This window comes from Halomonas pelophila, assembly GCF_040196315.1.
GTDB lineage: Bacteria > Pseudomonadota > Gammaproteobacteria > Pseudomonadales > Halomonadaceae > Halomonas > Halomonas pelophila.
Genome location: NZ_JBEGCI010000007.1, coordinates 152,214 through 173,420, shown reverse-complemented (window position 1 = coordinate 173,420; position 21,207 = coordinate 152,214). Strand labels below are relative to the sequence as shown.

Annotated in this window: 22 protein-coding genes and 1 riboswitch; of the genes, 20 read left to right on the top strand and 2 right to left on the bottom strand. The window is 68.9% G+C overall.

The annotated features are described in order from the left end of the window. Positions 1–179 precede the first annotated feature (179 nt). From ABE957_RS10035 to ABE957_RS10010, 6 genes are all read left to right on the top strand, one after another. Positions 180–1,418 (top strand): ABC transporter substrate-binding protein, encoded by a 1,239-nt coding sequence (locus tag ABE957_RS10035; RefSeq protein WP_349758542.1) that lies wholly within the window; start codon positions 180–182, stop codon positions 1,416–1,418. A 61-nt stretch (positions 1,419–1,479) separates the two neighbouring features. Further along, positions 1,480–2,349: a branched-chain amino acid ABC transporter permease gene (locus ABE957_RS10030; protein WP_349758541.1), complete on the top strand. Its 870-nt coding sequence runs from the start codon at positions 1,480–1,482 to the stop codon at positions 2,347–2,349. Continuing rightward, entirely contained in the window at positions 2,346–3,290 is a 945-nt protein-coding gene (locus ABE957_RS10025) for a branched-chain amino acid ABC transporter permease (RefSeq protein ID WP_349758540.1), read from the top strand. The genes ABE957_RS10030 and ABE957_RS10025 overlap by 4 nt, the downstream gene beginning before the upstream one ends. Beyond that, the gene (locus ABE957_RS10020) at positions 3,287–4,057 is read left to right on the top strand and encodes an ABC transporter ATP-binding protein (RefSeq protein ID WP_349758538.1); all 771 of its coding nucleotides are present in this window, start codon (positions 3,287–3,289) and stop codon (positions 4,055–4,057) included. Before ABE957_RS10025 ends, ABE957_RS10020 begins: the two co-directional genes overlap by 4 nt. Beyond that, a complete protein-coding gene (locus tag ABE957_RS10015; protein WP_349758537.1) occupies positions 4,057–4,758 on the top strand; it encodes an ABC transporter ATP-binding protein in 702 nt (233 codons plus the stop codon). The genes ABE957_RS10020 and ABE957_RS10015 overlap by 1 nt, the downstream gene beginning before the upstream one ends. A gap of 102 nt (positions 4,759–4,860) precedes the next feature. Then, positions 4,861–5,448, top strand: coding sequence for a peroxidase-related enzyme (locus ABE957_RS10010; protein ID WP_349758536.1), 588 nt, complete (start codon positions 4,861–4,863; stop codon positions 5,446–5,448). Between the two features lie 6 nt (positions 5,449–5,454). Here ABE957_RS10010 and ABE957_RS10005 read toward each other — a convergent pair whose 3' ends face one another. Together ABE957_RS10005 and ABE957_RS10000 are read right to left on the bottom strand one after the other, a co-directional pair. Continuing rightward, positions 5,455–6,375: an HNH endonuclease gene (locus tag ABE957_RS10005; protein ID WP_349758535.1), complete on the bottom strand. Its 921-nt coding sequence runs from the start codon at positions 6,373–6,375 to the stop codon at positions 5,455–5,457. A gap of 57 nt (positions 6,376–6,432) precedes the next feature. After that, positions 6,433–7,098, bottom strand: a complete 666-nt coding sequence (locus tag ABE957_RS10000; RefSeq protein ID WP_349758533.1) for a hypothetical protein — start codon at positions 7,096–7,098, stop codon at positions 6,433–6,435. Positions 7,099–7,211: 113 nt separating this feature from the next. Further along, positions 7,212–7,331, top strand: a riboswitch (TPP riboswitch). On the opposite strand from ABE957_RS10000, the gene ABE957_RS09995 reads away from it, so the two are divergent. The 14 genes from ABE957_RS09995 to ABE957_RS09930 all read left to right on the top strand — a co-directional run bounded on the left by ABE957_RS09995 (position 7,321) and on the right by ABE957_RS09930 (position 21,194). Further along, entirely contained in the window at positions 7,321–8,709 is a 1,389-nt protein-coding gene (locus ABE957_RS09995) for an SLC5/6 family protein (protein WP_349758532.1), read from the top strand. It overlaps the preceding riboswitch by 11 nt. 68 nt (positions 8,710–8,777) lie before the next feature. Further along, the gene (locus ABE957_RS09990; protein ID WP_349758531.1) at positions 8,778–10,400 is read left to right on the top strand and encodes a hypothetical protein; all 1,623 of its coding nucleotides are present in this window, start codon (positions 8,778–8,780) and stop codon (positions 10,398–10,400) included. Continuing rightward, positions 10,397–12,085 (top strand): dihydroxy-acid dehydratase, encoded by a 1,689-nt coding sequence (gene ilvD, locus ABE957_RS09985; RefSeq protein WP_349758529.1) that lies wholly within the window; start codon positions 10,397–10,399, stop codon positions 12,083–12,085. Before ABE957_RS09990 ends, ilvD begins: the two co-directional genes overlap by 4 nt. 230 nt (positions 12,086–12,315) lie before the next feature. Beyond that, positions 12,316–13,578, top strand: a complete 1,263-nt coding sequence (locus ABE957_RS09980) for an arginine deiminase (RefSeq protein WP_349758528.1) — start codon at positions 12,316–12,318, stop codon at positions 13,576–13,578. 68 nt (positions 13,579–13,646) lie between these two features. Further along, positions 13,647–14,558 (top strand): carbamate kinase, encoded by a 912-nt coding sequence (arcC, locus tag ABE957_RS09975; protein WP_349758527.1) that lies wholly within the window; start codon positions 13,647–13,649, stop codon positions 14,556–14,558. Between the two features lie 9 nt (positions 14,559–14,567). Beyond that, entirely contained in the window at positions 14,568–15,962 is a 1,395-nt protein-coding gene (atpD, locus tag ABE957_RS09970) for a F0F1 ATP synthase subunit beta (protein ID WP_349758526.1), read from the top strand. Between the two features lie 24 nt (positions 15,963–15,986). Beyond that, the gene (locus ABE957_RS09965) at positions 15,987–16,400 is read left to right on the top strand and encodes a F0F1 ATP synthase subunit epsilon (protein WP_349758525.1); all 414 of its coding nucleotides are present in this window, start codon (positions 15,987–15,989) and stop codon (positions 16,398–16,400) included. Beyond that, the gene (locus ABE957_RS09960) at positions 16,397–16,705 is read left to right on the top strand and encodes an AtpZ/AtpI family protein (RefSeq protein ID WP_349758524.1); all 309 of its coding nucleotides are present in this window, start codon (positions 16,397–16,399) and stop codon (positions 16,703–16,705) included. The genes ABE957_RS09965 and ABE957_RS09960 overlap by 4 nt, the downstream gene beginning before the upstream one ends. Continuing rightward, entirely contained in the window at positions 16,692–16,997 is a 306-nt protein-coding gene (locus ABE957_RS09955; protein WP_349758523.1) for an N-ATPase subunit AtpR, read from the top strand. The genes ABE957_RS09960 and ABE957_RS09955 overlap by 14 nt, the downstream gene beginning before the upstream one ends. Beyond that, positions 16,988–17,743: a F0F1 ATP synthase subunit A gene (locus ABE957_RS09950; RefSeq protein WP_349758522.1), complete on the top strand. Its 756-nt coding sequence runs from the start codon at positions 16,988–16,990 to the stop codon at positions 17,741–17,743. Before ABE957_RS09955 ends, ABE957_RS09950 begins: the two co-directional genes overlap by 10 nt. Then, on the top strand, positions 17,740–18,027 hold the full coding sequence (locus tag ABE957_RS09945) for a F0F1 ATP synthase subunit C (protein WP_349758521.1): 288 nt from the start codon (positions 17,740–17,742) through the stop codon (positions 18,025–18,027). The genes ABE957_RS09950 and ABE957_RS09945 overlap by 4 nt, the downstream gene beginning before the upstream one ends. 3 nt (positions 18,028–18,030) lie before the next feature. Next, positions 18,031–18,801, top strand: a complete 771-nt coding sequence (locus tag ABE957_RS09940; RefSeq protein WP_349758520.1) for a F0F1 ATP synthase subunit B family protein — start codon at positions 18,031–18,033, stop codon at positions 18,799–18,801. Next, complete coding sequence (locus ABE957_RS09935) at positions 18,791–20,323, top strand: F0F1 ATP synthase subunit alpha (RefSeq protein WP_349758519.1); 1,533 nt, start codon at positions 18,791–18,793, stop codon at positions 20,321–20,323. Before ABE957_RS09940 ends, ABE957_RS09935 begins: the two co-directional genes overlap by 11 nt. After that, complete coding sequence (locus tag ABE957_RS09930) at positions 20,307–21,194, top strand: F0F1 ATP synthase subunit gamma (RefSeq protein WP_349758518.1); 888 nt, start codon at positions 20,307–20,309, stop codon at positions 21,192–21,194. The genes ABE957_RS09935 and ABE957_RS09930 overlap by 17 nt, the downstream gene beginning before the upstream one ends. Positions 21,195–21,207 lie beyond the last annotated feature (13 nt).

Below are 21,207 nucleotides of genomic sequence, written 5' to 3'. Positions count from 1 at the left end.
AGGTCTCGTCGGCCCCGTCTCGAGAGAGGCGGGGCCGCTCTCGTTGGGCGCAAATGCGTTGAGAACCTGCGGGGCGCTCCGTTTGACAGCCTCCTGGCCCCGACCCTAAATGGAGGAACTGCCGCCTCCCGGGCGGCAAGCTCAATCGACCGACAACGACAAGACAAGAGGTGGAGAGCATGTTGAACCAGACGCGCACCCTTCCCCGGTGCCGGACGCTGTGCACCGCCGTATGCCTGGCGCTGGGGCTCGGTGTCACGACGAACGCCCAGGCCGAGGACCCTGTCCGCATCGGCGCCATCTACATCATGTCCGGTTCCCCCTCGGTCTACGGCCAGTTTGCCCAGCAGGGCATGCAGCTCGCCGTGGACGAGATCAACGAGTCGGGGGGCATCCTCGGCCGCGACGTCGAGTTCGTGCTGGAGGACAGCCAGATCAAGGCCGATGCCGCCATCCAGGCCGCCCGCAAGCTGGTCTACTCCGAGCAGGTGCATGCCCTGATGGGCCTGGATAGCTCCGGCGTGGCCACGGGCGTCGTCCCGGTGGTGCCGGAACTGCAGCGGCCCTTCATCATCACCCACGCCGCCACCCCGGACGTCACCGGCAAGCTCTGCAACCGCTACACCTACCGGCTGAGCGTCAACATCAGCCAGAACACCAAGGCGGCCGCCGAGATCGCCGAGCAGACTGGCGCCAAGCGCTGGACCACCATCGGGCCGGACTACGCCTTCGGCCACCAGTCCTGGGAGTTCTTCGGCAACTACCTCAAGGAGCTCGATCCCGAGGTGGAGCTGATGGAGCGCACGGCCTTCCCGCGCTTCGGCAACGAGGACTTCACGCCCTTCATCAACAACGTGATGGACGCAGAGCCCGAGGGCGTGCTGGTCTCGCTGTGGGGCGGCGACCTGGTCAACTTCATCCGCCAGGCCAACAACCTCGGCTTCTTCGACCAGGACTTCGAGGTGCTGATGACCCTGGGCGGCGCCACCGAGGTGATGTCGGCGCTCGGTACCGACATGCCCGAGGGGGTCTGGGTCGGCACGCGCTACTGGTTCGCGGCCCATGACAACGAGGCCAACAACGCCTTCGTCTCCGCCTACATGGATCGCTACGGCAAGCCGCCGAGCTACAACGCCCAGGGCGCCTACACCGGCATCCAGGCCTACAAGGCGGCCATCGAGAAGGCCGGTTCCACCGACCCCGAGGCGATCACCGATGCGCTCTCCGGCCTGACCTTCCCGGCGCCCAACGGCGAGCTGACCTTCCGCGCGGGTGACCACCAGGCCGTGGTCGGCCCGACCTGGGGGCAGACCGCCGCGCTCAGCGAGGAGTATGGCGTGCGCATGCTCGAGCCGATGAAGACCTTCGACGGCGACCTGGTGACACCGGACGTGTCGGAGACGGGCTGCTCGCTCTGACGACGCCTGCCGGCCGCCCCTCCCGGGCGGCCGGCCCGACTGACCCACCGGGGAGTCCACGATGCAGAGCTTCATTGCCGCACTGCTGAACAGCCTCGACATCGCCTTGCTGCTCTTCGTCATCGCTGTCGGCCTCAACATCATCTTCGGCGTGCTCAACGTCATCAACTTCGCCCACGGGGCTCTCTACATGCTCGGCGCCTACTTCGCCTACACGGCGATGGGGCTGCTCGGGCTGTCGTTCTGGGTGGCGCTGGTGGTGGCCCCGCTGCTGGTGGCCGTGGTGGCGATCGTCATCGAGCGGCTGATGCTGCGCATGGTCTACGACCGCCACATCACCGACAGCCTGCTGCTCACCTTCGCCCTGCTGCTGATCATCGACGAGTCCGTGCGCATGATCTGGGGGCCGTCCATCCAGGTGGTGGACCCGCCGGCGCTGCTTACCGGCACCTTCTCCGTGTTCGGCGTCAACTATCCCGTCTATGGCCTGTTCGTGATCGCCGTGGGGGTCGCCATGATGCTGGGCCTGTGGCTGCTGTTCACCCGCACCCGCCTGGGGCGCATCGTGCGTGCCGCGGCGCTGGACCGGGAGATGGCCCAGACCCTCGGGATCAACGTGCCCATGGTGATCACCGGCGTGTTCGCCTTCGGGGCCTGGATCGCCGCCGTGGGCGGCGTGGTGGCCGCGCCCATGCGCGCCATCGGGCCGGCGATGGGCGAGAAGATCATCATCGAGTCGTTCATCGTGGTAGTGATCGGCGGGCTCGGCAGCTTCCCCGGCACCCTGCTCGGGGCGCTGGTGCTGGGCTTCATCCACGGCTTCGGCGGGCGCTTCCTGCCCGAAATCAACCTGGTGCTGCCCTACATCGGCATGGCGCTGGTACTGCTGATCAAGCCCCAGGGGCTGATGGGCAAGGGGGCGAGCGCATGACTAAACGACTGTTGATCTTCGGGGTGCTGGCGCTGGTCCTGGCCGCGCTCGTCCTGCTGCCCTACGGCGTCGCCTACTTCTACATCTTCGTGGCCACCGAGATCCTGATCATGGGTCTGTTCGCGGCCAGCTTCAATCTGGTGTTCGGTTACACCGGCATGCTCTCCTTCGGGCATGCGGCCTTCTTCGGCATGGGCGCCTACACCACCGCGATGCTGCTGCTCCACTGGCAGGTGCCGCTGGTCTGGACCCTGCTGGCCGCGATGCTGACCTCGATGCTGCTCGCCGCCGTGATCGGCTTCTTCTGCGTGCGGCTCAACGAGGTCTACTTCGCCATGCTGACCCTGGCGTTCGGCATGATGGTGTTCTCCGTGGCCCACCAGTGGCGCAGCGTGACCAACGGCAGCGACGGCATCACCGGCTTTCCCCTCACCGAGTTCGGCCTGGGGCTCGACCTGCAGCTCGCCAACCCGCTGGTCTACTACTACGTGGTGCTGGTGGTGGTGGTGCTCGCCGCGGCGCTGCTCTACCTCGTCACGCGCTCGCCCTTCGGCCTGATCCTCAAGGCCATCAGCGAGAATCCGGAACGGGTCGCCTTCTGTGGGCTCAACGAGCGGCGCTTCCGGCTGATCGCCTTCATCGTGGCGGGGCTCTTCGCGGGGCTCGCCGGCGGGCTCTTCGCGCCCTTCAACCGGGTGGCGAGCCCCGACATGATCCACTGGAGTCACTCCGCGGAGGCCGTGCTGATGACCATCCTCGGCGGGTCGGCCTACTTCCTGGGGCCCTTCTTCGGCGCCATGGTGTTCGTGCTGCTGGAGACCTGGATCACTAGCTACACCGACCACTGGATGCTGTTCCTCGGCATCATCCTGGCGCTGATGGTGATGTTCTTCCGCCGCGGTATCCTCGGTACCGTGCTCGACCGGGTGCTGAGACGATGACCGAACCGCTGCTCTCGATCCGCGACCTGACCAAGACCTTCGGCGGCGTGCACGCCGTCGACGGTGTCTCCCTCGACGTGCAGCCGCGGGAGACCGTGGCCCTGATCGGGCCCAACGGTGCGGGCAAGACGACCTTCTACAACATGATCTCGGGGCGCATGACGCCGACCTCGGGGAGCATCCACTACGAGGGCGACGAGATCACCGGGCTGCCGCCGCACCGCATCAGCCGGCTCGGCATCTCCCGCTCCTTCCAGATCACCAACATCTTCCAGGAGCTCTCGGTGCGCCAGAACGTCGAGGTCGCGCTGACCGCTTTCCACGGCAAGGCACTCGCGATGTTGCGCCTGGCCTCGCGGGATCGCGAGATCATCGACGAGGCCTATGGCCTGCTCGAGCGTCTGGGACTCGAGGCCCTGGCGGAGCAGCGCGCCGGGGTGCTCAGCTACGGCGACAAGCGGCTGCTCGAGATCGCCATCGTGCTGGCAACCCGGCCGCACCTGGTGCTGCTCGACGAGCCCACGGCGGGCATGACCCCGGAGGAGACCCGGCACGTCACCCAGCTGATCCGCAAGCTGGCCGACTCCGGTGATTACACCTTCCTCGTCACCGAGCACGACATGAGCGTGGTGTTCGGCCTGGCCGATCGCATCCTGGTGATGCACCGCGGCCAGCGGCTGGCGGAGGGCACGCCCGACGAGATCCGCAACGACCCCGAGGTGAAGCGCGCCTATCTCGGCGAGGAAGAAGAGGAGGCGGCATCCTGATGCTGACAGTCGAGGATATCCACACCTACTACGGCGAGAGTCATGCCCTGCAGGGCGTGAGTCTGGAGGTCGAGGCAGGGGAGGTCGTCTGCCTGCTCGGGCGAAACGGCGCCGGCAAGAGCACGACACTCAAGAGCATCATGGGGGTCACACCGCCGCGGCGGGGGCGGGTGATGTTCGAGGGGCAGGACATCCAGGGGCTGCCGGCCCACCGGATCGCTCGACTGGGCATCGCCCTGGTGCCGGAGGACCGGCGCATCTTCCCCGGGCTCAGCGTCTACGAGAACCTGGAGGTGGCGATGCAACCCGGCCACGCCGGGGAGCGGCGCTGGACACCGGAGCGGGTGCTCGACACCTACCCGATGCTCGCGGAACTGCGCCACCAGGATGGCGCCACTCTCTCGGGCGGCCAGCAGCAGATGCTGGCGATCGCCCGGGCGCTGGTCACCGAGCCGCGCCTGCTGCTGCTCGACGAGCCCAACGAGGGGCTGGCCCCGGTCATCGTCAAGCAGATCGGCGAGCTGATCGACGACCTGGCGAGCACCACCACGATCCTCTTCACCGACCAGAGCGTGCCCTTCGCCCTGCGCCATGCCCAGAAGGCCTACATCCTGCAGAAGGGGCAGGTCGCCTATGCCGGCACCACCGCCGAGCTGCGCGAGAACCCCGAGCTCCAGGAGCGCTATCTCTCCGTGGCCTGAGCGGGGCAGATCGATTACGTCGAAGGGATCATGGCCAAGAACCTGACGTTGACGTTAACTGTCGGTTAGCCCGAAACAACAACCACAACGTCAGGAATCACCATGTCCGCACCGATCAGCCGCTTCCCCATCCCCGAATCGATCCACGATCTGCCCGACGACATCCGCGACACCATGCTGGCGGTGCAGGAAAAGGCCGGCTTCGTGCCCAACGTCTTCCTGATGCTGGCCCACCGTCCGGCCGAGTTTCGGGCCTTCTTCGCCTACCACGACGCCCTGATGGAGCGGGAGTCCGACACCCTCACCAAGGCCGAAAAGGAGATGATCGTGGTGGCCACCAGCGCCCGCAACCGCTGCCTCTACTGCGTGGTGGCCCACGGTGCCCTGGTACGTATCTACAGCAAGGACCCGCTGCTCGCCGACCAGGTGGCCGTCAACCACCGCACCGCGCCGATCAGCGAGCGCCACCGCGTGATGCTGGACTTCGCCCTCTACTGCGGCCTGGAGGTGGGGGAGCTGACCGACGAGTGGGAGGCGCGCCTGAAAACGGTCGGCTTCACCCATGATGACATCTGGGACATCGGCGCCATTACCGCCTTCTTCGGGCTCTCCAATCGCCTGGTCACCCTGACCGGCACCCCGCCCAACGAGGAGTTCTACCTGATGGGGCGGGTGCCGCGGGAGAAGTGAGGCACGCTACTTACCGCGGAACTTCTGGTATCGCAGATCAAGGGCTTCTCTGTCGGGCCTTTGCTTTGCGTTTCGTGGAAGTGAGATTTGCTGGCCGTGGAGTTGCTTCACGCTTTCAAGCAAGGGACCGTCCTTTGTGGCCAGTAGCGCGTCATCGACATGGATTCTGTAATTTGGGTCGATGCCGACCAAGCCGGCATCGTAGGCTCGGTGGTGGAGGCCCGTCAGCAATACTCCGTTGCTGACCTCCGCGGTACTCGCCTGATGGCTGTCGGGGATGATGTGGGCAGCCTCCAGCAACTGAGGGACAGGTAACCCCGTCATGGCACAGCGGCTGGAATAGGCTTGCATGACGCGGGCACGAAATTCCGCCTGGTGTACTCGCGTTTTGACCTCTCGGATGAGGTGGCGTTTTTCCAGCCCATCGACTCGGTAGGCGGCCGTTGGCTCAGCGACATCACGTAACACGTCAGTATGGTCATGCATGCTGACGTGACATATTTCCTGTTGGGTGTCGACGCTATCGATAATGCACGGCCACAACGGGAAATAGCGTCCAGGCGCCACTCCTATGAGGTAAATGATGGGATCTTTTCTCTCGTAGCTGATCATCAGCTGACGATTAGCGGATTTCGTCAGACCGCCAGCCTCTAGCGAGTACCAGAACCCACCCTCATCGCTAGTCCCATCGGCATAGATGTTGGTGCGGCCCTGTTTGGGCACGACCGTCTTGATGCTCAAGATGCCGTCTGGCATCTGTTTGGGCTTAAAGATGCCGATGGCGCGACTGGCAAGGTAGATAGCGCCATCATCGAAGGGCAGCGGTTCGGCAATCGCATTCCAGGACACATCACCGGACGGTGCTTGAGATATGGCCTCCAACCTCTTGAATGCGGCTTGTCGAATACGGAGATCGATATTCAGCAAGGGGGCGTCCTGAGAAGCAGAGTTAGTATCTACAAATACTAATCAAGTCCTCGTGATTTAACACTCCTCCAATAGCTGCAGCACCGGCGTCAGCTGGCTCTCGTGCAGCAGCAGCAGGCTGTCGGCTTTCTCATTCTCGCGGGGCGCCACCACGGCGAATTCGCCCTCCTCGAGGTGGAACTCGTGGATCTCACGTTGCCCCTGCGGCGTCTGGCAGCGAATCGCGCGGTAGGCATCATCTTCGCTGTAGGTGAGACGGTGGTAGACCTTGAAGAAGGTGTAGAGGGTCAGGCCCTGGCGGAAGGCGGGCCAGCGCGCGGGGATGGTGCGGGTCTCCTCGTCGAGGGCCTGGCCTTCGGCCTCGGCGGCGGCGAGGGCCCGGGCCAGGGGCTTGGCGAGCAGCTCGGTGCCGTCGCAGGGCAGCGGCTGCCCACCCTCGAAGGCCCGGCGGTAGTCGTCGGCCACCCGGCGCAGCGCGGCCAAGGAGTCCAGCCGATGGTCGCTGTGGCAGAGCTCGGCGGGCTCGAAGCTGCCGTTCTGCCAGCCGTGGATGACGCGCAGCACCAGCCGACCCTCGTGCATCGGCGCCAGGATCAGCGCCTCGGTCGCCACGCGCAGATGCAGCAGGCGCTCGGTGGCGGCGTTGTCGAAGGCGCTGTAGGGATCGACGAAGATCCCGTGCAGGCGTCCGGGGGCGTGTTCCTTGGCTTCGGTGTAGGGCATCTCGGGGCTCCGGCACGGGTGGTCGTCACGCTGGGGCGACGTTATGATGCCCCTTGATCCTGTCTCTATCGGCCGTTACGGCGCGGGCTTGAGTCGCGATCCCACAATCCATTCACTGTCGCCAGGGGAGTCTCGCTGCCGCACACGTCGGCCGGGGCTGAGAGAGCGCATGGCGCTGACCCTGGAACCTGATCCGGTTCATACCGGCGGAGGAAGTGCGACATGCCTGTCCTGACGTCTGCCGTGCTCGGCGCGGCGCTGCTGTGCTTTGCATTCCTGGGCCTCAAGGCCCGCCGGGCCGATGGCCCCCTCGACGACTACGTCACCGCGCGCAACTCCCAGAGTGCCTCGACCCTGGGGCTTTCCTTCCTGGCCTCGGGGATGGGCGCCTGGATCCTCTTCGCGCCCCCCGAGATCGGCGCCTTCGTCGGCCCGCTGGCGCTGGCCGGCTATGCCGTGGGCTCGGCGCTGCCATTCATCGTGCTGGGGCTCTATGGCCCGGCGATCCGCCGCCACCTGCCGGAAGGGCGCAGCATCGGCGAGTTCGCCGAGGCCTGCTATGGCGCCGGGGTGCGGCGCTGGGTGTCGCTGGTCTCCGTGCTCTACATGGCCTGTTTCCTGGCCGCGGAGCTGACCGCCGTCGGGGCCATCACCGCGCTGCTCTCCGAGGTGCCACCGGCGCTGGTGGTGATCGGCGTGGCGATCTCCACGCTGCTCTACACCGCAGTGGGCGGGCTGCGGGCGAGCCTTGCCACCGACCGCTGGCAGGCCTGGCTGCTGATCGCCCTGCTGGCCCTGGTCGGCGGGGTGGCGCTTGCGCGCCTGCCCGAGATGCCGGTGGCGGCGGCCCTGCCGTCGATCCCGGCGGGCGATGCGCTCTCCGTGGCGCTGACCCTGGTGATCGCGGTGACGGCGGCGAACCTCTTTCATCAGGGCTACTGGCAGCGGGTCTGGGCGGCGCGGGACGACCGTGCCCTGGGCCGCGGCGCCTGGCTCGGCGGCGGCATCACCGTGCTGGTGGTGATGGTGATCGGCGGGCTCGGCATGCTGGCCGCCATGGCCGGCGTGGCGCTTGGCGAGCCGCCGATTCCTTTCTTCGCGCTGCTTTCCGAGGCGCCGGACTGGCTGGCGCTGCCGGCGCTGGTGCTGGCGGTCACCCTGGTGGCCTCCAGCGTCGATACCCTGCAGAACGGCATCGCCTCGCTGGTGGTGGCGGGGTCCGGTCGCCGCGGCCTCTCCATCGGCGCGGCGCGCCTGGCCACCGTGGCGCTGATGGTGCCGGTGGTGATCGTGGCGCTTCAGGGGCTCTCGGTGCTGCGCCTGTTCCTGATCGCCGACCTGCTCTGCGCGGCCATCGTGGTGCCGGTGCTGCTGGGCCTGTGGTCGCGGATGAGTGCCACCGCCGCGGTGGCCGGCGGCGTGGCGGGCATGCTCGGCGCCATCCTGCCGGGCTGGGTGGCCCAGGGCAGCCTCGCCGCCGGCGTGCTGGCGGCGAGCTTCCCCGGCAGCATTCCGACCCTGCCGCCATTCCTCGGCGCGCTGCTGCTCTCCAGCCTGGTCAGCCTGCTGATCGCCGGGCTTCGGCCGGCACGGCGGGCGCGTCCGGCCTGAGACGTTGCCACTTCGCGGGCGGGCGCCCACCCTGAGAGGGTCGATCCGCGTTGTCGAGGAACCGCCCCATGCCAGTCTGGTCACCGGTGCGCCTAGGGGGGCTCGTCCTGTTCGGGCTGCTGACGGGCTGTGCCGCCGGCCCCGATTGGCGTTCGGAGATGGCCTTCCGCGACCCGTTGAACGCCCGCTGCCTGGAGCGGCTGACCGCCTTCGATGCGGTAGTGGCCGACGCCGGGGTGAGCGATGCCGGGGCGGCGCGGGTGGCCGGCTTCCCCTACCTGCGCGTCGACCGGCTGCTCGCAAGCTTCGATGACGAGCTCGACACCCCCGCGGCCTTCGCCGACTGGGTGACCCGGATGCGTGAGCTGGACGGCGAGGCGCGCGTCATCGAGGCCGCCAACCTGCCGGCATCCGACCGGCACGCGCTGTCGCCTCCCTCCGGCGCGGCCGCGGCCGTCAACGCCTGCGCCACGCGCCTGATGGAGCGTGAGCTGCTGGCCGAGCAGGGCACGGGGCTTGCCCGCGAGCGGCTGCGGGCGGCGGTCGAGGCCCCTGACCACTACCTGACCTGGCGCCGGGCGCTGGGGCTCTATCCCCTTTCCCGCCTTGGCCTGGCGGTCGGTTACAACCGCTGGAAGGCGGGCTATCTGGAGACCTTCGAGGCACCATTCGCGACGATGCCGGCCGAGGCGCCCCTGGTCCGCTATGCGCCGCCCGGCCGGCTCCGGGAGGCCGCCGTCGCCGCTCGGTGGCTGCGCGAGGCGCCGCGCAGCCCACTCGGCTTCGTCGAGCTGGATCGCGAGGCGCTGCTGCGCCTGGCAGCGCACCATGCCCCGGTGTTTCTCGTCGAGACCCGGGGGCACGACGACCGGTTCGGCGCGCCCTACTGGTTTGCCGGCCCAGAGGGCCCATTGCCGCTGGTGGACACCACCCGTCCCGTGGCCGACGTGCGATTGAGCCATACGCGCTTCGAGGGTGAGCTGCTGGCCCAGCTGGTCTACACCCTGTGGTTCCCGGCGCGAACGCGGCAGGGCGCGCTGGATCTGCTCGGCGGTCGCCTCGACGGCCTGGTGTGGCGCGTCACCCTCGATGAACGGGGACGACCGCTGATCCACGACAGCATCCATCCCTGTGGTTGCTACCACCTCTTTTTTCCCGTGCCGCCCCTCGAGCGTGTCGCGGTGGCCGCGGACGCGGACCTGCGCGAGGCGCCGCTGACGCCCACCGAGGCCCCCCGACTGGTGGCGGGGCAGCGGCTCGCGGTGCGCGTCGCCGCCGTCAGCCATTTCGTGGAGAACCTGGGGGTGGCGGAGCCCCGGGTCGACGTGGCTGAGGCGCGCCGCTACGCGCTCGAGGCGGTGTCCACACCGCCCGACCATGGTCGGCGCTCCCTGGCGCTGCCCGGTGGCGGACGACGCAGCCTCTATGGTCCCGAGGGTCTGGTGTCGCATACTGGGCGCCTCGAGCGATTCCTGCTGTGGCCATCGGGCATCCTGAGCCCCGGCGCCATGCGCCAGTGGGGGACCCATGCCACCGTTTTCGTGGGCCGACGCCATTTCGATGACCCCCGGCTGTTCGAGGCGGCCTTCGAACGGCCGGCCTCGTCCTTCGCCGCGACGAGCGACACTGCCGCACCCGACGACCACCCCCGGGGCGAATCCCCGACACTGCAAGAGGAAACCCGACCATGAGTGACACACCGGACGATCCCCGCCGCCGCCATTCCGCCCCGGTCGTGGATGGCGTCGGCAAGTCCGCCAGCCGCGCCATGCTCCGGGCGGTGGGCTTCACCGACGCCGACTTCGCCAAGCCCCAGGTGGGCATCGCCTCGACCTGGAGCAACCTCACCCCCTGCAACAGCCACATCGACGAGCTGGCACGACGGGCCAGCGACGGCGCCGATGCGGCCGGCGGCAAGGGGGTGATCTTCAACACCATCACCATCTCCGACGGCATCGCCAACGGCACCGAGGGCATGAAGTACTCGCTGGTGTCGCGGGAGGTGATCGCCGACTCCATCGAGACGGTGGCCGGCTGCGAGGGCTTCGACGGCCTGGTGGCCATCGGCGGCTGCGACAAGAACATGCCGGGCTGCCTGATGGGGCTGGCGCGGCTCGATCGCCCCAGCGTCTTCGTCTACGGCGGCACCATCCTGCCGGGCGAGGGCCACACCGACATCGTCTCGGTGTTCGAGGCCATGGGGGCCCACTCTCGGGGTGACATGGACCTGATCGAGGTGAAGCAGATCGAGGAGACGGCGATTCCCGGACCCGGCTCCTGCGGCGGCATGTACACCGCCAACACCATGGCCTCGGCCATCGAGGCGCTGGGCATGAGCCTGCCGGGCAGCTCGGCGCAGAACGCCGTCTCCCGTGACAAGCGCGACGACTGCCATGCCGCCGGCGAGGCGGTGCTCGAGCTGCTCGAGCGCGACATCAAGCCCTCGGACATCATGACGCGCCAGGCCTTCGAGAACGCCATCACCGTGGTGATCGCGCTGGGCGGCTCCACCAACGCCGTGCTGCACCTGATCGGCATGGCCAGCACCCTCGGCGTCGAGCTCTCCCTCGAGGACTTCACCGCCATCGGCAAGCGCGTGCCGGTGGTCGCCGACCTGCGCCCCAGCGGCCACTACATGATGAGCGAGCTGGTGGCGATCGGCGGCATCCAGCCGCTGATGAAGACCCTGCTCGAGGCCGGCCTGCTCCACGGCGACTGCCTGACGGTCACCGGCCGCACCCTCGCCGAGAACCTGGCCGAGGTGGCCCCCTACCCGGACGACCAGCAGATCATCGCCCCGCTGGACCGGCCCGTGAAGAGCGAGAGCCACCTGCGCATCCTCTTCGGCAACCTGGCCCCGGAAGGCTCAGTGGCCAAGATCACCGGCAAGGAGGGCACGCGCTTCTCGGGCAGTGCCCGGGTGTTCGGCTCCGAGGAAGAGGCCCAGGCGCGCATCAACGACGGCACCGTGGTGGTCGGCGACGTGGTGGTGATCCGCTACGAGGGGCCCAAGGGTGGCCCCGGCATGCGCGAGATGCTCACGCCCACCTCGGCGATCATGGGGCGCGGGCTCGGCAGCGATGTGGCGCTGATCACCGACGGGCGCTTCTCCGGCGGCAGTCACGGTTTCGTGGTCGGCCACGTCACGCCCGAGGCCTTCGATGGCGGCCCCCTGGCGCTGGTGGAAGACGGCGACCTGATCACCATCGATGCCGAGGCCGACACCATCGACGTCGCGCTCTCCGACGAGGAGCTGATGCGCCGCCGCGCCGCCTGGCGCCAGCCGGCCCCGCGCTATACCCGCGGAGTGCTGTCGAAGTACGCCCGCACGGTGAGCTCGGCCTCCACCGGCGCGGTCACCGACCTGCCGGAGTGACCTACCCCGGCCTCCGCTGCCTCCCCGCCCGCGGCCTGCGTCGTCTGGCCGCGGGGTCCCGCCAGGCATCGCGCGGCCCCGGCACCGCCGCGCAGTGCTCTCCTGTCGTCGGTTGACCTGCGGCATCGCCGGGCATCGCGCCCGGCGGCATCGACTATCCTTCGTCAAGGCAAGCTCGGGTCGGCCAGTGCCGCTGCCCGGCTGCGATGCCCGGCGACAAGGAGTCCACCATGCCTGAGCCCCCCCGGGAGGTGCCGTCTGAACCGGGCGTGTATTCCGAGACCGGCACCCTGCGCCAGGTGATCGTCTGCCGTCCGGGCCTGGCCCATCGGCGGCTGACCCCCTCCAACTGTGATGCGCTGCTCTTCGATGACGTCTTCTGGGTCAAGCAGGCCCAGAAGGATCATGACGTCTTCGCCGAGGTGATGCGGGGCAGGGGAGTGGAGGTGCTCGACGTCAACGCGCTGCTGGCCGAGACCCTCGATATCCACGAAGCCCGCGCCTGGGTGCTGGACCACCGCATCACCTGGAACCACATCGGGGTGGGCATGGTGTCGGACCTGCGCGCCTGGATGGATGAGCTGCCGAGCGGGACCCTGGCCGAGTTCCTGATCGGCGGCCTGGAGGTGGGAGATCTGCCCTTCGACCCGGTGGGGCTCTTCGGCAACCATCTCGGCCACTTCGGGTTCGTGCTGCCGCCCCTGCCCAACCTGCTGTTCACCCGCGACAGCAGCGCCTGGCTCCATGGTGGCGTCACCCTCAACCCGATGTTCTGTAGCGCCCGCAAGCCGGAAACCCTGCTGATGGCCGCCATCTATGCCTTTCATCCGGCCTTCGCGGGCCGAGTGAAGGTGCACTGGGGGGATCCCCTGGCGGACCACGGCCTCGCCACCCTCGAGGGCGGGGATGTCATGCCGGTGGGGCACGGCACGGTGCTGGTGGGCATGGGCGAGCGCTCCTCGCCCCAGGCCATCGGTCAGCTGGCGAAGGCGCTGTTCGAGGAGGCCCGGTTCGCGAAGGGCGGTGTACACCGGGTGATCGCCTGCCAGCTCCCCAAGACCCGGACGGCCATGCACCTGGACACGGTCTTCACCTTCTGTGGCGGCAACGTGGTGACCGCCTTCAAGGAGGTCGCGGACGCGGTGGCCTGCTATGACCTACGTCCCGGCGAGGGGGGCAGGACGCTGGCCTTCCGTCGGGACCCGCGCCACCTCTTCGAGCTGGTCGCCGAGGTCCTGGGGGTCGGGGCGCTGGAGGTGGTGCCCACCGGCGGCGATACCCCGGAGGAGCGCGCGCGCGAGCAGTGGAACGACGGCAACAACGTGCTGGCGCTGAGCCCCGGCGTCGTCGTGGGCTACGACCGCAACGACGACACCAATGCGGCACTGGCGGCGGCGGGCATCGAGGTGCTGGCCATTCCCGGTGCCGAGCTGGGCCGGGGGCGCGGCGGCGGGCGCTGCATGAGCTGCCCCACCCGCCGTGATCCGATCTGACGTCGACGCTCGACGGCATCCACCATGATCCATCGAGGTGATTCTCGTCGCGAGCCTGGGAGGCAGACATGCTGGTGGTGGCGGCACTGGGCGGCAACGCCCTCCTCAAGCGCGGCGAGCCGCTGACGGCCGCGGCGCAGCGCGGTAACGTGCAGGTGGCGGTCCGCGCGCTGGCCGAGATCGTGCGCGCCGGGCACCGGTTGGTGATCACCCACGGCAACGGCCCCCAGGTGGGCCTGCTGGCGCTGCAGGGCGCGGCCTATCGGCCGGACGAGGCCTACCCGCTGGACGTGCTGGGCGCCGAGACCGAGGGCATGATCGGCTACATGATCGAGCAGGAGCTGGAGAACGCGCTCGATCACGATCGCCCGGTGGCCACCCTGCTGACCCAGGTGGTGGTGGATCCCGAGGACCCGGCCTTCGGCCATCCGACCAAGTTCGTCGGGCCGGTCTACGAGCGGGACGAGGCCGAGCGTCGCGCGTCGGCGGCCGGCTGGCACATCGCCCGGGACGGCGACAGGTGGCGTCGGGTCGTGCCCTCGCCGACGCCGCTGGAGATCCCCGACCTGCGGGTATTGCAGCTGCTGCTCGCCCAGGACGTGGTGGTGGTCTGCACCGGGGGCGGCGGGATCCCGGTCCTGCGCCGGGAGGATGGCAGCATGATCGGCGTGGAGGCGGTGATCGACAAGGACGCCGCCAGCGCGCTGCTGGCGCGCCAACTGGGCGCCGACGCCCTGCTGCTGCTGACCGATGTCGACGGGGTGTACCGCGATTACGGCACGGACGCCGCGACCCCGGTCCACGCCCTGACGGTGGCCGGGGCCCGGGAGATGGCCCTGCCGGCCGGTTCCATGGGGCCGAAGCTGGCGGCCGCCTGTGACTTTGCCGAGAATGAGGGCATCAGCGGCATCGGCCGGCTGGTCGATGCCCTCGCCATACTGGAGGGAACGGCAGGCACGCGGGTGTCGGCCGACGCCTAGGACGCGCTGATGACGCAGCATGAAGCCCATGTGGAGGCCGAGCAGGCCACCGGTTCCATCGTCGCCATTCGCGGTGGCGTCGTGGACGTCAGGTTTGCCGGGCAGGTCCCCGGCATCCGGGAGCTGCTCTACGCCGGGAAGATCGGCCTGGAGGTGGCCGGCCTGGCGGACGGTGGGGTGGTGCGCTGCATGGCGCTGGGGCCGGTCAGGGGGCTGGGGCTCGGCATGCCGGTGCGGGCCACCGGCGCGCCGATCATGGTGCCGGTCGGCGACGCCGTGCTGGGACGCATGCTCAACGTGTTCGGCATGCCGATCGACCGCAAGCCCGCCCCGGCGAGCGCGGGCCGGCGCTCCATCCACCAGCCCTCGCCGCGGCTCGAGGACCGGGTCGTGCGCAGCCGGATCCTCGAGACCGGCATCAAGGCCATTGACCTGCTGTCGCCCATCGAGCGGGGCGGCAAGACCGGCCTGTTCGGGGGCGCCGGGGTGGGCAAGACGGTGCTGATCACCGAGCTGATCAACAACACGGTGCAGCAGCACAAGGGCGTGAGCCTCTTCTGCGGCATCGGCGAGCGCTCCCGCGAGGCGGAGGAGCTCTACCGCGAGATGGGCGAGGCCGGCGTGCGCGACAACACCGTGATGCTCTTCGGCCAGATGAACGAGGTGCCCGGGGTGCGCTTCCTGGTCGGCAAGACCGCGCTGACCATGGCGGAGTACTTCCGCGACGATCAGCAGCGGGACGTGCTGCTGCTGATCGACAACATCTTCCGCTTCGTGCAGGCCGGCTCCGAGGTCTCCGGGCTGATGGGCCGCATGCCCTCGCGGGTGGGCTACCAGCCGACGCTGGCCACCGAGCTGGCGGAGCTGGAGGAGCGCATCACCTCCACCCGCCAGGCCGCCATCACCTCGGTCCAGGCCGTCTACGTGCCGGCCGACGACTTCACCGACCCCGCGGCCGCGCATATCTTCTCCCACCTGTCGGGCTCGGTCGTGCTGTCGCGCAAGCGGGCCAGCGAGGGCCTGTACCCGGCCATCGATCCCCTGGCCTCCTCCTCGGTCATGCTCACGCCGTCGGTGGTGGGACAGCGGCACTACGACATCGCACGCAAGGTGCGCCGCACCCTGGCCGAGTACGAGGAGCTGCGGGACATCATCGCCATGCTGGGCATCGAGGAGCTCTCGGCCGCCGACCGGGCCACCGTCGCCCGCGCCCGCCGGCTGGAACGCTTCCTGACCCAGCCCTTCTTCACCACGGGCTCGTTCACCGGGACCGAGGGCAAGCGCGTCTCCATCGACGATACCCTCGAGGGGTGCGACACCATCCTGACCCAGACCCGATTCGAGCATGACGAGGGCGACTACTACATGATCGGGGCCCTCTCCGATCTGGAGGGGAAGACATGAGGGCGGAGACATGAAGGGGGAGGCATGAGCCTGTCGGACGAGATGCAGGTGACCCTGCGCCTGCCGACCCGGACCCTGTTCGAGGGCCCGGCGACCCGGCTGTTTGCGGAGGCGGAAAACGGGGCCTTCGGGATGCTGCCGAACCATATCGACTTCGTCACCGCGCTGGTGCCCTCCGTGCTGATCCTGACCCTGGCGGACGGCGAGGAACGGATCTTCGGCATCGACGAGGGCATCCTGGTGAAGAAGGGGCATGACGTGGACATCGCCATCCGGCGGGGCGTCCAGGGCAGCGACCTGGCCTCGCTGAGGGAGACCGTGCAGGAGAGCTTCGTCGAGATGGATGAGGACGAGCGTGTGGCCCGCTCCGCCCTGTCTCGCCTGGAGGCGGGCATCGTGCGGCGCTTTGCCGACCTGCAGCGGCCCAAGACGCCATGACCCGGAAGCGCAAGTCTCCGGTGGAGGACATCGGCCGTCGCGCCCGGCGCCGGGAGAAGGCGCGGGACGACCCCGGGAGCAGCCCGCTGCGGGGGCTCGGGGTCTTCGGCATGATCGGGTGGTCGATCGCGGTGCCCACCGTGGGCGGCGCCTTTCTCGGGCTGTGGCTCGACCGCCACCTGCCACAGGCGTTCAATTGGACCCTTGCCCTGATCCTGGGGGGCGTGGCGCTGGGCAGCTTCATTGCCTGGGCCTGGGCCAGCAAGGAAGCCAACGACAACGGGAGCGAGCATGATGACGATTGACTGGCACGCCGTGATCACCGGCTTCGGCGCCGGTATCGCCGTCAGTATCCTGTACTTCCTGGGCCTGGCCCTGAGCGTCCGGCTGGCGCTGCGACGGCCCCGGCCCGTCGTCGTCCTGCTGCCCAGCGCCGCGCTGCGGATCGGGGGGCTGCTGGCGGCCGGCTGGTGGGTGACCGACGGGGGCACCCTGGGCGGGGCCTTCGTCGGCTATGCGCTCGCCTTCTTCCTGGTGCGCTTCATCGCCACCCTGATGGCCCGGACGCCCGGGGCGAAGGAGGCAGGATGCAACTGACACCCGACCAGACGACGGTCTTCACCCTCTGGGGCCTCGGGATCAACGAGACCGTGGTCAACACCTGGATCGTCATGGCCATGCTGACCGTCGCCTCGATGCTGGTGACCCGGAAGCTGCGGCCGGACGTGCCGCCGAATCGCTGGCGAACGACCCTGGAGGTGATCGTCACCGGGATTCAGCGACAGATCGAGGACATCTCGCCGCAGTCGTCGCGCCACGTCCTCTACTTCTCGGGCACGCTGTTCCTGTTCATCGCGCTGTCCAACCTGCTGCTGGTCGTGCCGGGCTTCACGCCGCCCACCTCGTCGCTGTCGACCACGGCGGCCCTGGCCCTGTCGGTGCTGATCGCCGTGCCACTGTTCGGCATCAGCCGCCAGGGCATCGGCGGCTACCTCAAGACCTACATCCAGCCCTCCATCGTCATGCTGCCCTTCAATATCATCAGCGAATTCTCCCGGGGGATCTCGCTGGCCATCCGCCTCTACGGCAACGTGATGAGCGGGGCGGTCATCGCCGGCATCCTGCTCGGCGTGGCGCCGTTCTTCTTTCCCGTGGTGATGGACGTGCTGGGCCTGCTGACCGGCCTGATCCAGGCCTACATCTTCGCCATCCTGGCGACCGTCTATATCTCGTCGGCCACGGCACCCGTCAACAAGCCCGTCAACAAGCCCGTCAAGACGCCCGACCGCGATCTCGACCGGAATCTCGACCGCGATCTCGATAATAAGGAGCAAGAGCGATGACCGATGCAGCCTTCATTGCGGCCATTTCCATCTTCACCGCAGGCCTGACGGTGTCCTTCGGCGCGCTGGGCCCGGCGCTGGGGGAGGGGCGGGCCGCGTCCGCCGCCCTGACCGCCATCGCCCAGCAGCCGGACTCGGCCTCCACCCTGTCGCGCACCCTGTTCGTGAGCCTGGCCATGATCGAGTCCACGGCGATCTACTGCTTCGTGGTGGCGATGATCGTGCTGTTTGCCAACCCGTTCATCGACACCTTCCTGCAAGCCACCCAACCGGCGGCAGGCTGAGCCATGTCGATTGACTGGGTCACGGTCCTCGCCCAGATCGCCAACTTCCTGGTGCTGGTCTGGTTGCTGAAGCGCTTCCTCTACAAGCCGATCCTGAAGGGCATCGATTCCCGCGAGGCCGAGATCGCCGAACGCATGGGGGAGGCCAGGCGCGCCCAGGAGAAGGCGGCCGCCGCCGAGGCGGACTTCGTGGCACAGCAGCAGAAGCTGCAGGCCGACCGGGACGCCCTGGCGGAACGGGTGCGCGAGCAGGCGAAGCAGCAGCGGGACGCCCTGCTGGCCGAGGCCCACGAGAAAATGGAGCAGGAACGCCAGGACACCCTGGCGCACCTGGCCCGCGAACGGGAGCGCTTCACGTCGGAGCTCTACAAGGCGAGTGCCGAGACGCTCTACCAGCTGGCCGGCCGGGCGCTGCACGACCTGGCCGACGAGCGCCTGGAGGAGCACATCGCCCTGCATGTGATCAGCAAGCTTGAGCCGCTGTCGGACGAGCTGGCCTCGGCGGCCGAGCATGCCGAGGAAGCGGTGGCCACCACCCATGCCGCGTTGCCGGAGGGCGCCCGCCACGAGGTCGAGGCCGCCCTGGAGGCCCGGGTGCCCGGCCTTCCCCTGCGCTTTGCCACCGATGACAGCCAGTCCCCCGGCCTGGTCCTGCGCATCGGCAGCCTCCAGCTCGCCTGGACGGTCGACAGCTACACCGACGAGCTGGTCGAGCTGCTGGAGGAGCGCCTGGCCAGCGGCGAATCGGGCAGGGTGAACGCTCATGGCGGATGAGTCGCACCGGCCCGACGTGCAGGACTTCATCGACGTCCTGCTGGACAGCCCCGCCCCCTCGCCGGTTCTGGTCGAGGTGGGCACGGTCGCCGCGGTGGGCGACGGCATCGCCGTGGTCGCCGGGCTCGGGCGGGCCCTGTCGGATGAGCTGCTGGTCTTCGCCTCGGGGGTTCGCGGCGTGGTGCTGGACCTCGAGCCGGACCGGCTCGGGGTCGTGCTGCTGGGCCCCTCGGAGCGGGTGAGCGCCGGTGAGGATGTCTGGCGCACCCACAAGGTGATCAGCGTGCCGGTGGGGCCGGGCCTGGTCGGCCGGGTGGTCGACGCCACCGGCCAGCCCCGGGACGGCAAGGGCCGGGTCACCGCCGTGGCCGAACGGCCGGTGGAGGCTCGGGCTCCGGACATCCTCAGCCGCGGCGCCGTCACGCGCCCGCTGGCGACAGGCCTCAAGGCAGTGGATGCGGCGGTGCCGGTCGGCCTGGGGCAGCGGGAGCTGATCATCGGCGACCGCCAGACCGGCAAGACCTCCATTGCCCTGGATACCATCCTCAACCAGGCCCGCTCGGAGGTCCTGAGTATCTATTGCGCCATCGGGCAGCGCGGCGATGCCGTGGCCAGGGTCATCGAGGCGCTCCGGGAGAGCGGGCAGCTGGCCAACACCATCGTGGTCGTCGCCGGCGACGAGGACCCGCCGGGCCTGGCCTATGTCGCGCCCTACGCGGCGATGACCATGGCGGAATACTTCGCCGACCAGGCCCGGGACGTGCTGGTCGTCTTCGATGATCTCACCCACCATGCCCGCTCCTATCGGGAACTCTCGCTGCTGCTGCGACGACCGCCGGGGCGCGAGGCGTTTCCCGGCGACATCTTCTACGTGCATGCCAGGCTGCTCGAGCGCGCCGGGCAGTTCACCGAGGACGCCGGGGGCGGGTCCATCACCGCCCTGCCCGTGGTGGAGACCCAGGCGGAAAACCTGTCGGCCTATATCCCGACCAACCTCATCTCGATCACCGACGGCCAGATCTACCTGTCGCCGCGGCTGGTGCGCAAGAACCAGTTCCCGGCGGTGGACCTCGGGGTGTCGGTGTCGCGGGTGGGCGGCAAGGCCCAGCACCGCGCGTTCCGGGACGTCGCCGGCAACCTGCGTGTCACCCTCTCCCAGTTCGAGGAGCTGGAGGACTTTGCCCGTTTCGGCACCCGGCTGGATGACGCCACCCGGGCTCGCCTGCACCGGGGCGCGGCGGTCCGGGCGGCATTGCGCCAGCCCGAGCGGGACCCGGTACCGGCCGTGGAGCAGCTGCTGGTGCTGCTGGCGGCGATGGAGGGCATGTTCGACGGCCTGTCGGAGACCGAGGTGGTGGCCGCCATGGACACCATCCGGGCGTCGGTCGGGGACGTCCTGACGGGCGTCGCCACGCGCATCGCCCGCAACGAGCCACTGGACGAGGAGGACCGCGCCGCCATCCTCTCAGTGGCGCGGACCGCACTCGGGAAGCCGGAGGATGGCCGTGACGCAGACGCTTGAAGCCCTCTCCCGCCGCGACGAGACGCTGACCAGTATCCGCGGGATCGTGCACACCATGAAGACGATCTCGGCCATCAATGCCGTGCCCTTTGATCGTGCCGCCCGTTCCATCGAGGCCTATCACCGGACGGTGCGCAGCGGACTCGAGGCCTTCGTCGCCCGAACCGGCCCCATCGCCATGCCGGCCGTGGAGCCGGCCGAGAGCATCGTGGTGGTGTTCGGCTCCGACCATGGCCTGTGCGGCAACTACAACGAACTGCTCGCCGAGAAGGTGCAGGCGGAGCTGGTGCCGACCACGGCCGGGCGCGCCGCCCTTCGGGTGCTGTGCGTCGGCGCCCAGATGAATGACGCCCTGACGGGCCAGGGCCTCCGCCCCGAGAGCGCGCTGCTGCCGCCGGCCTCGGCGGATGGCATCGGGCGCCTGGCGGGCAGCATCGTCACCCGGCTGGACGACATCGGCGGCAGTGAACCCCACCACCGGAAGGTCACGCTGGCCTTCACCCAGCGCGCCGGACGAGGGCAGCACGAGCCGGTGCTCGTGCCGCTGCTGCCCCTCGGGCGGGAATTCCTGGCGGAACTGGCCGACCGGCCGTGGCAATCCCGCTCCCTGCCCGACTACTCGATGCCCAGCGCCGAGCTGTTTGCCGCCCTGTTGCGCAGCCATATCTTCGCCAGCGTCTTCCGGGCCTCGGCGGAGGCCATGGTCACCGAGAATGCCGCGCGGCTGGCCCTGATGCAGCAGGCCGAACAGTCGGTGGACGACCGCCTCGACGAGGTGAAGGGCCAGCTTCGATCGGTGCGCCAGGATGACATCACCACCGAGCTGCTGGATGTCATCATCGGCTTCGAGGCGCTGCGCCAGTCGCGGTGACAGACCCGAGGCC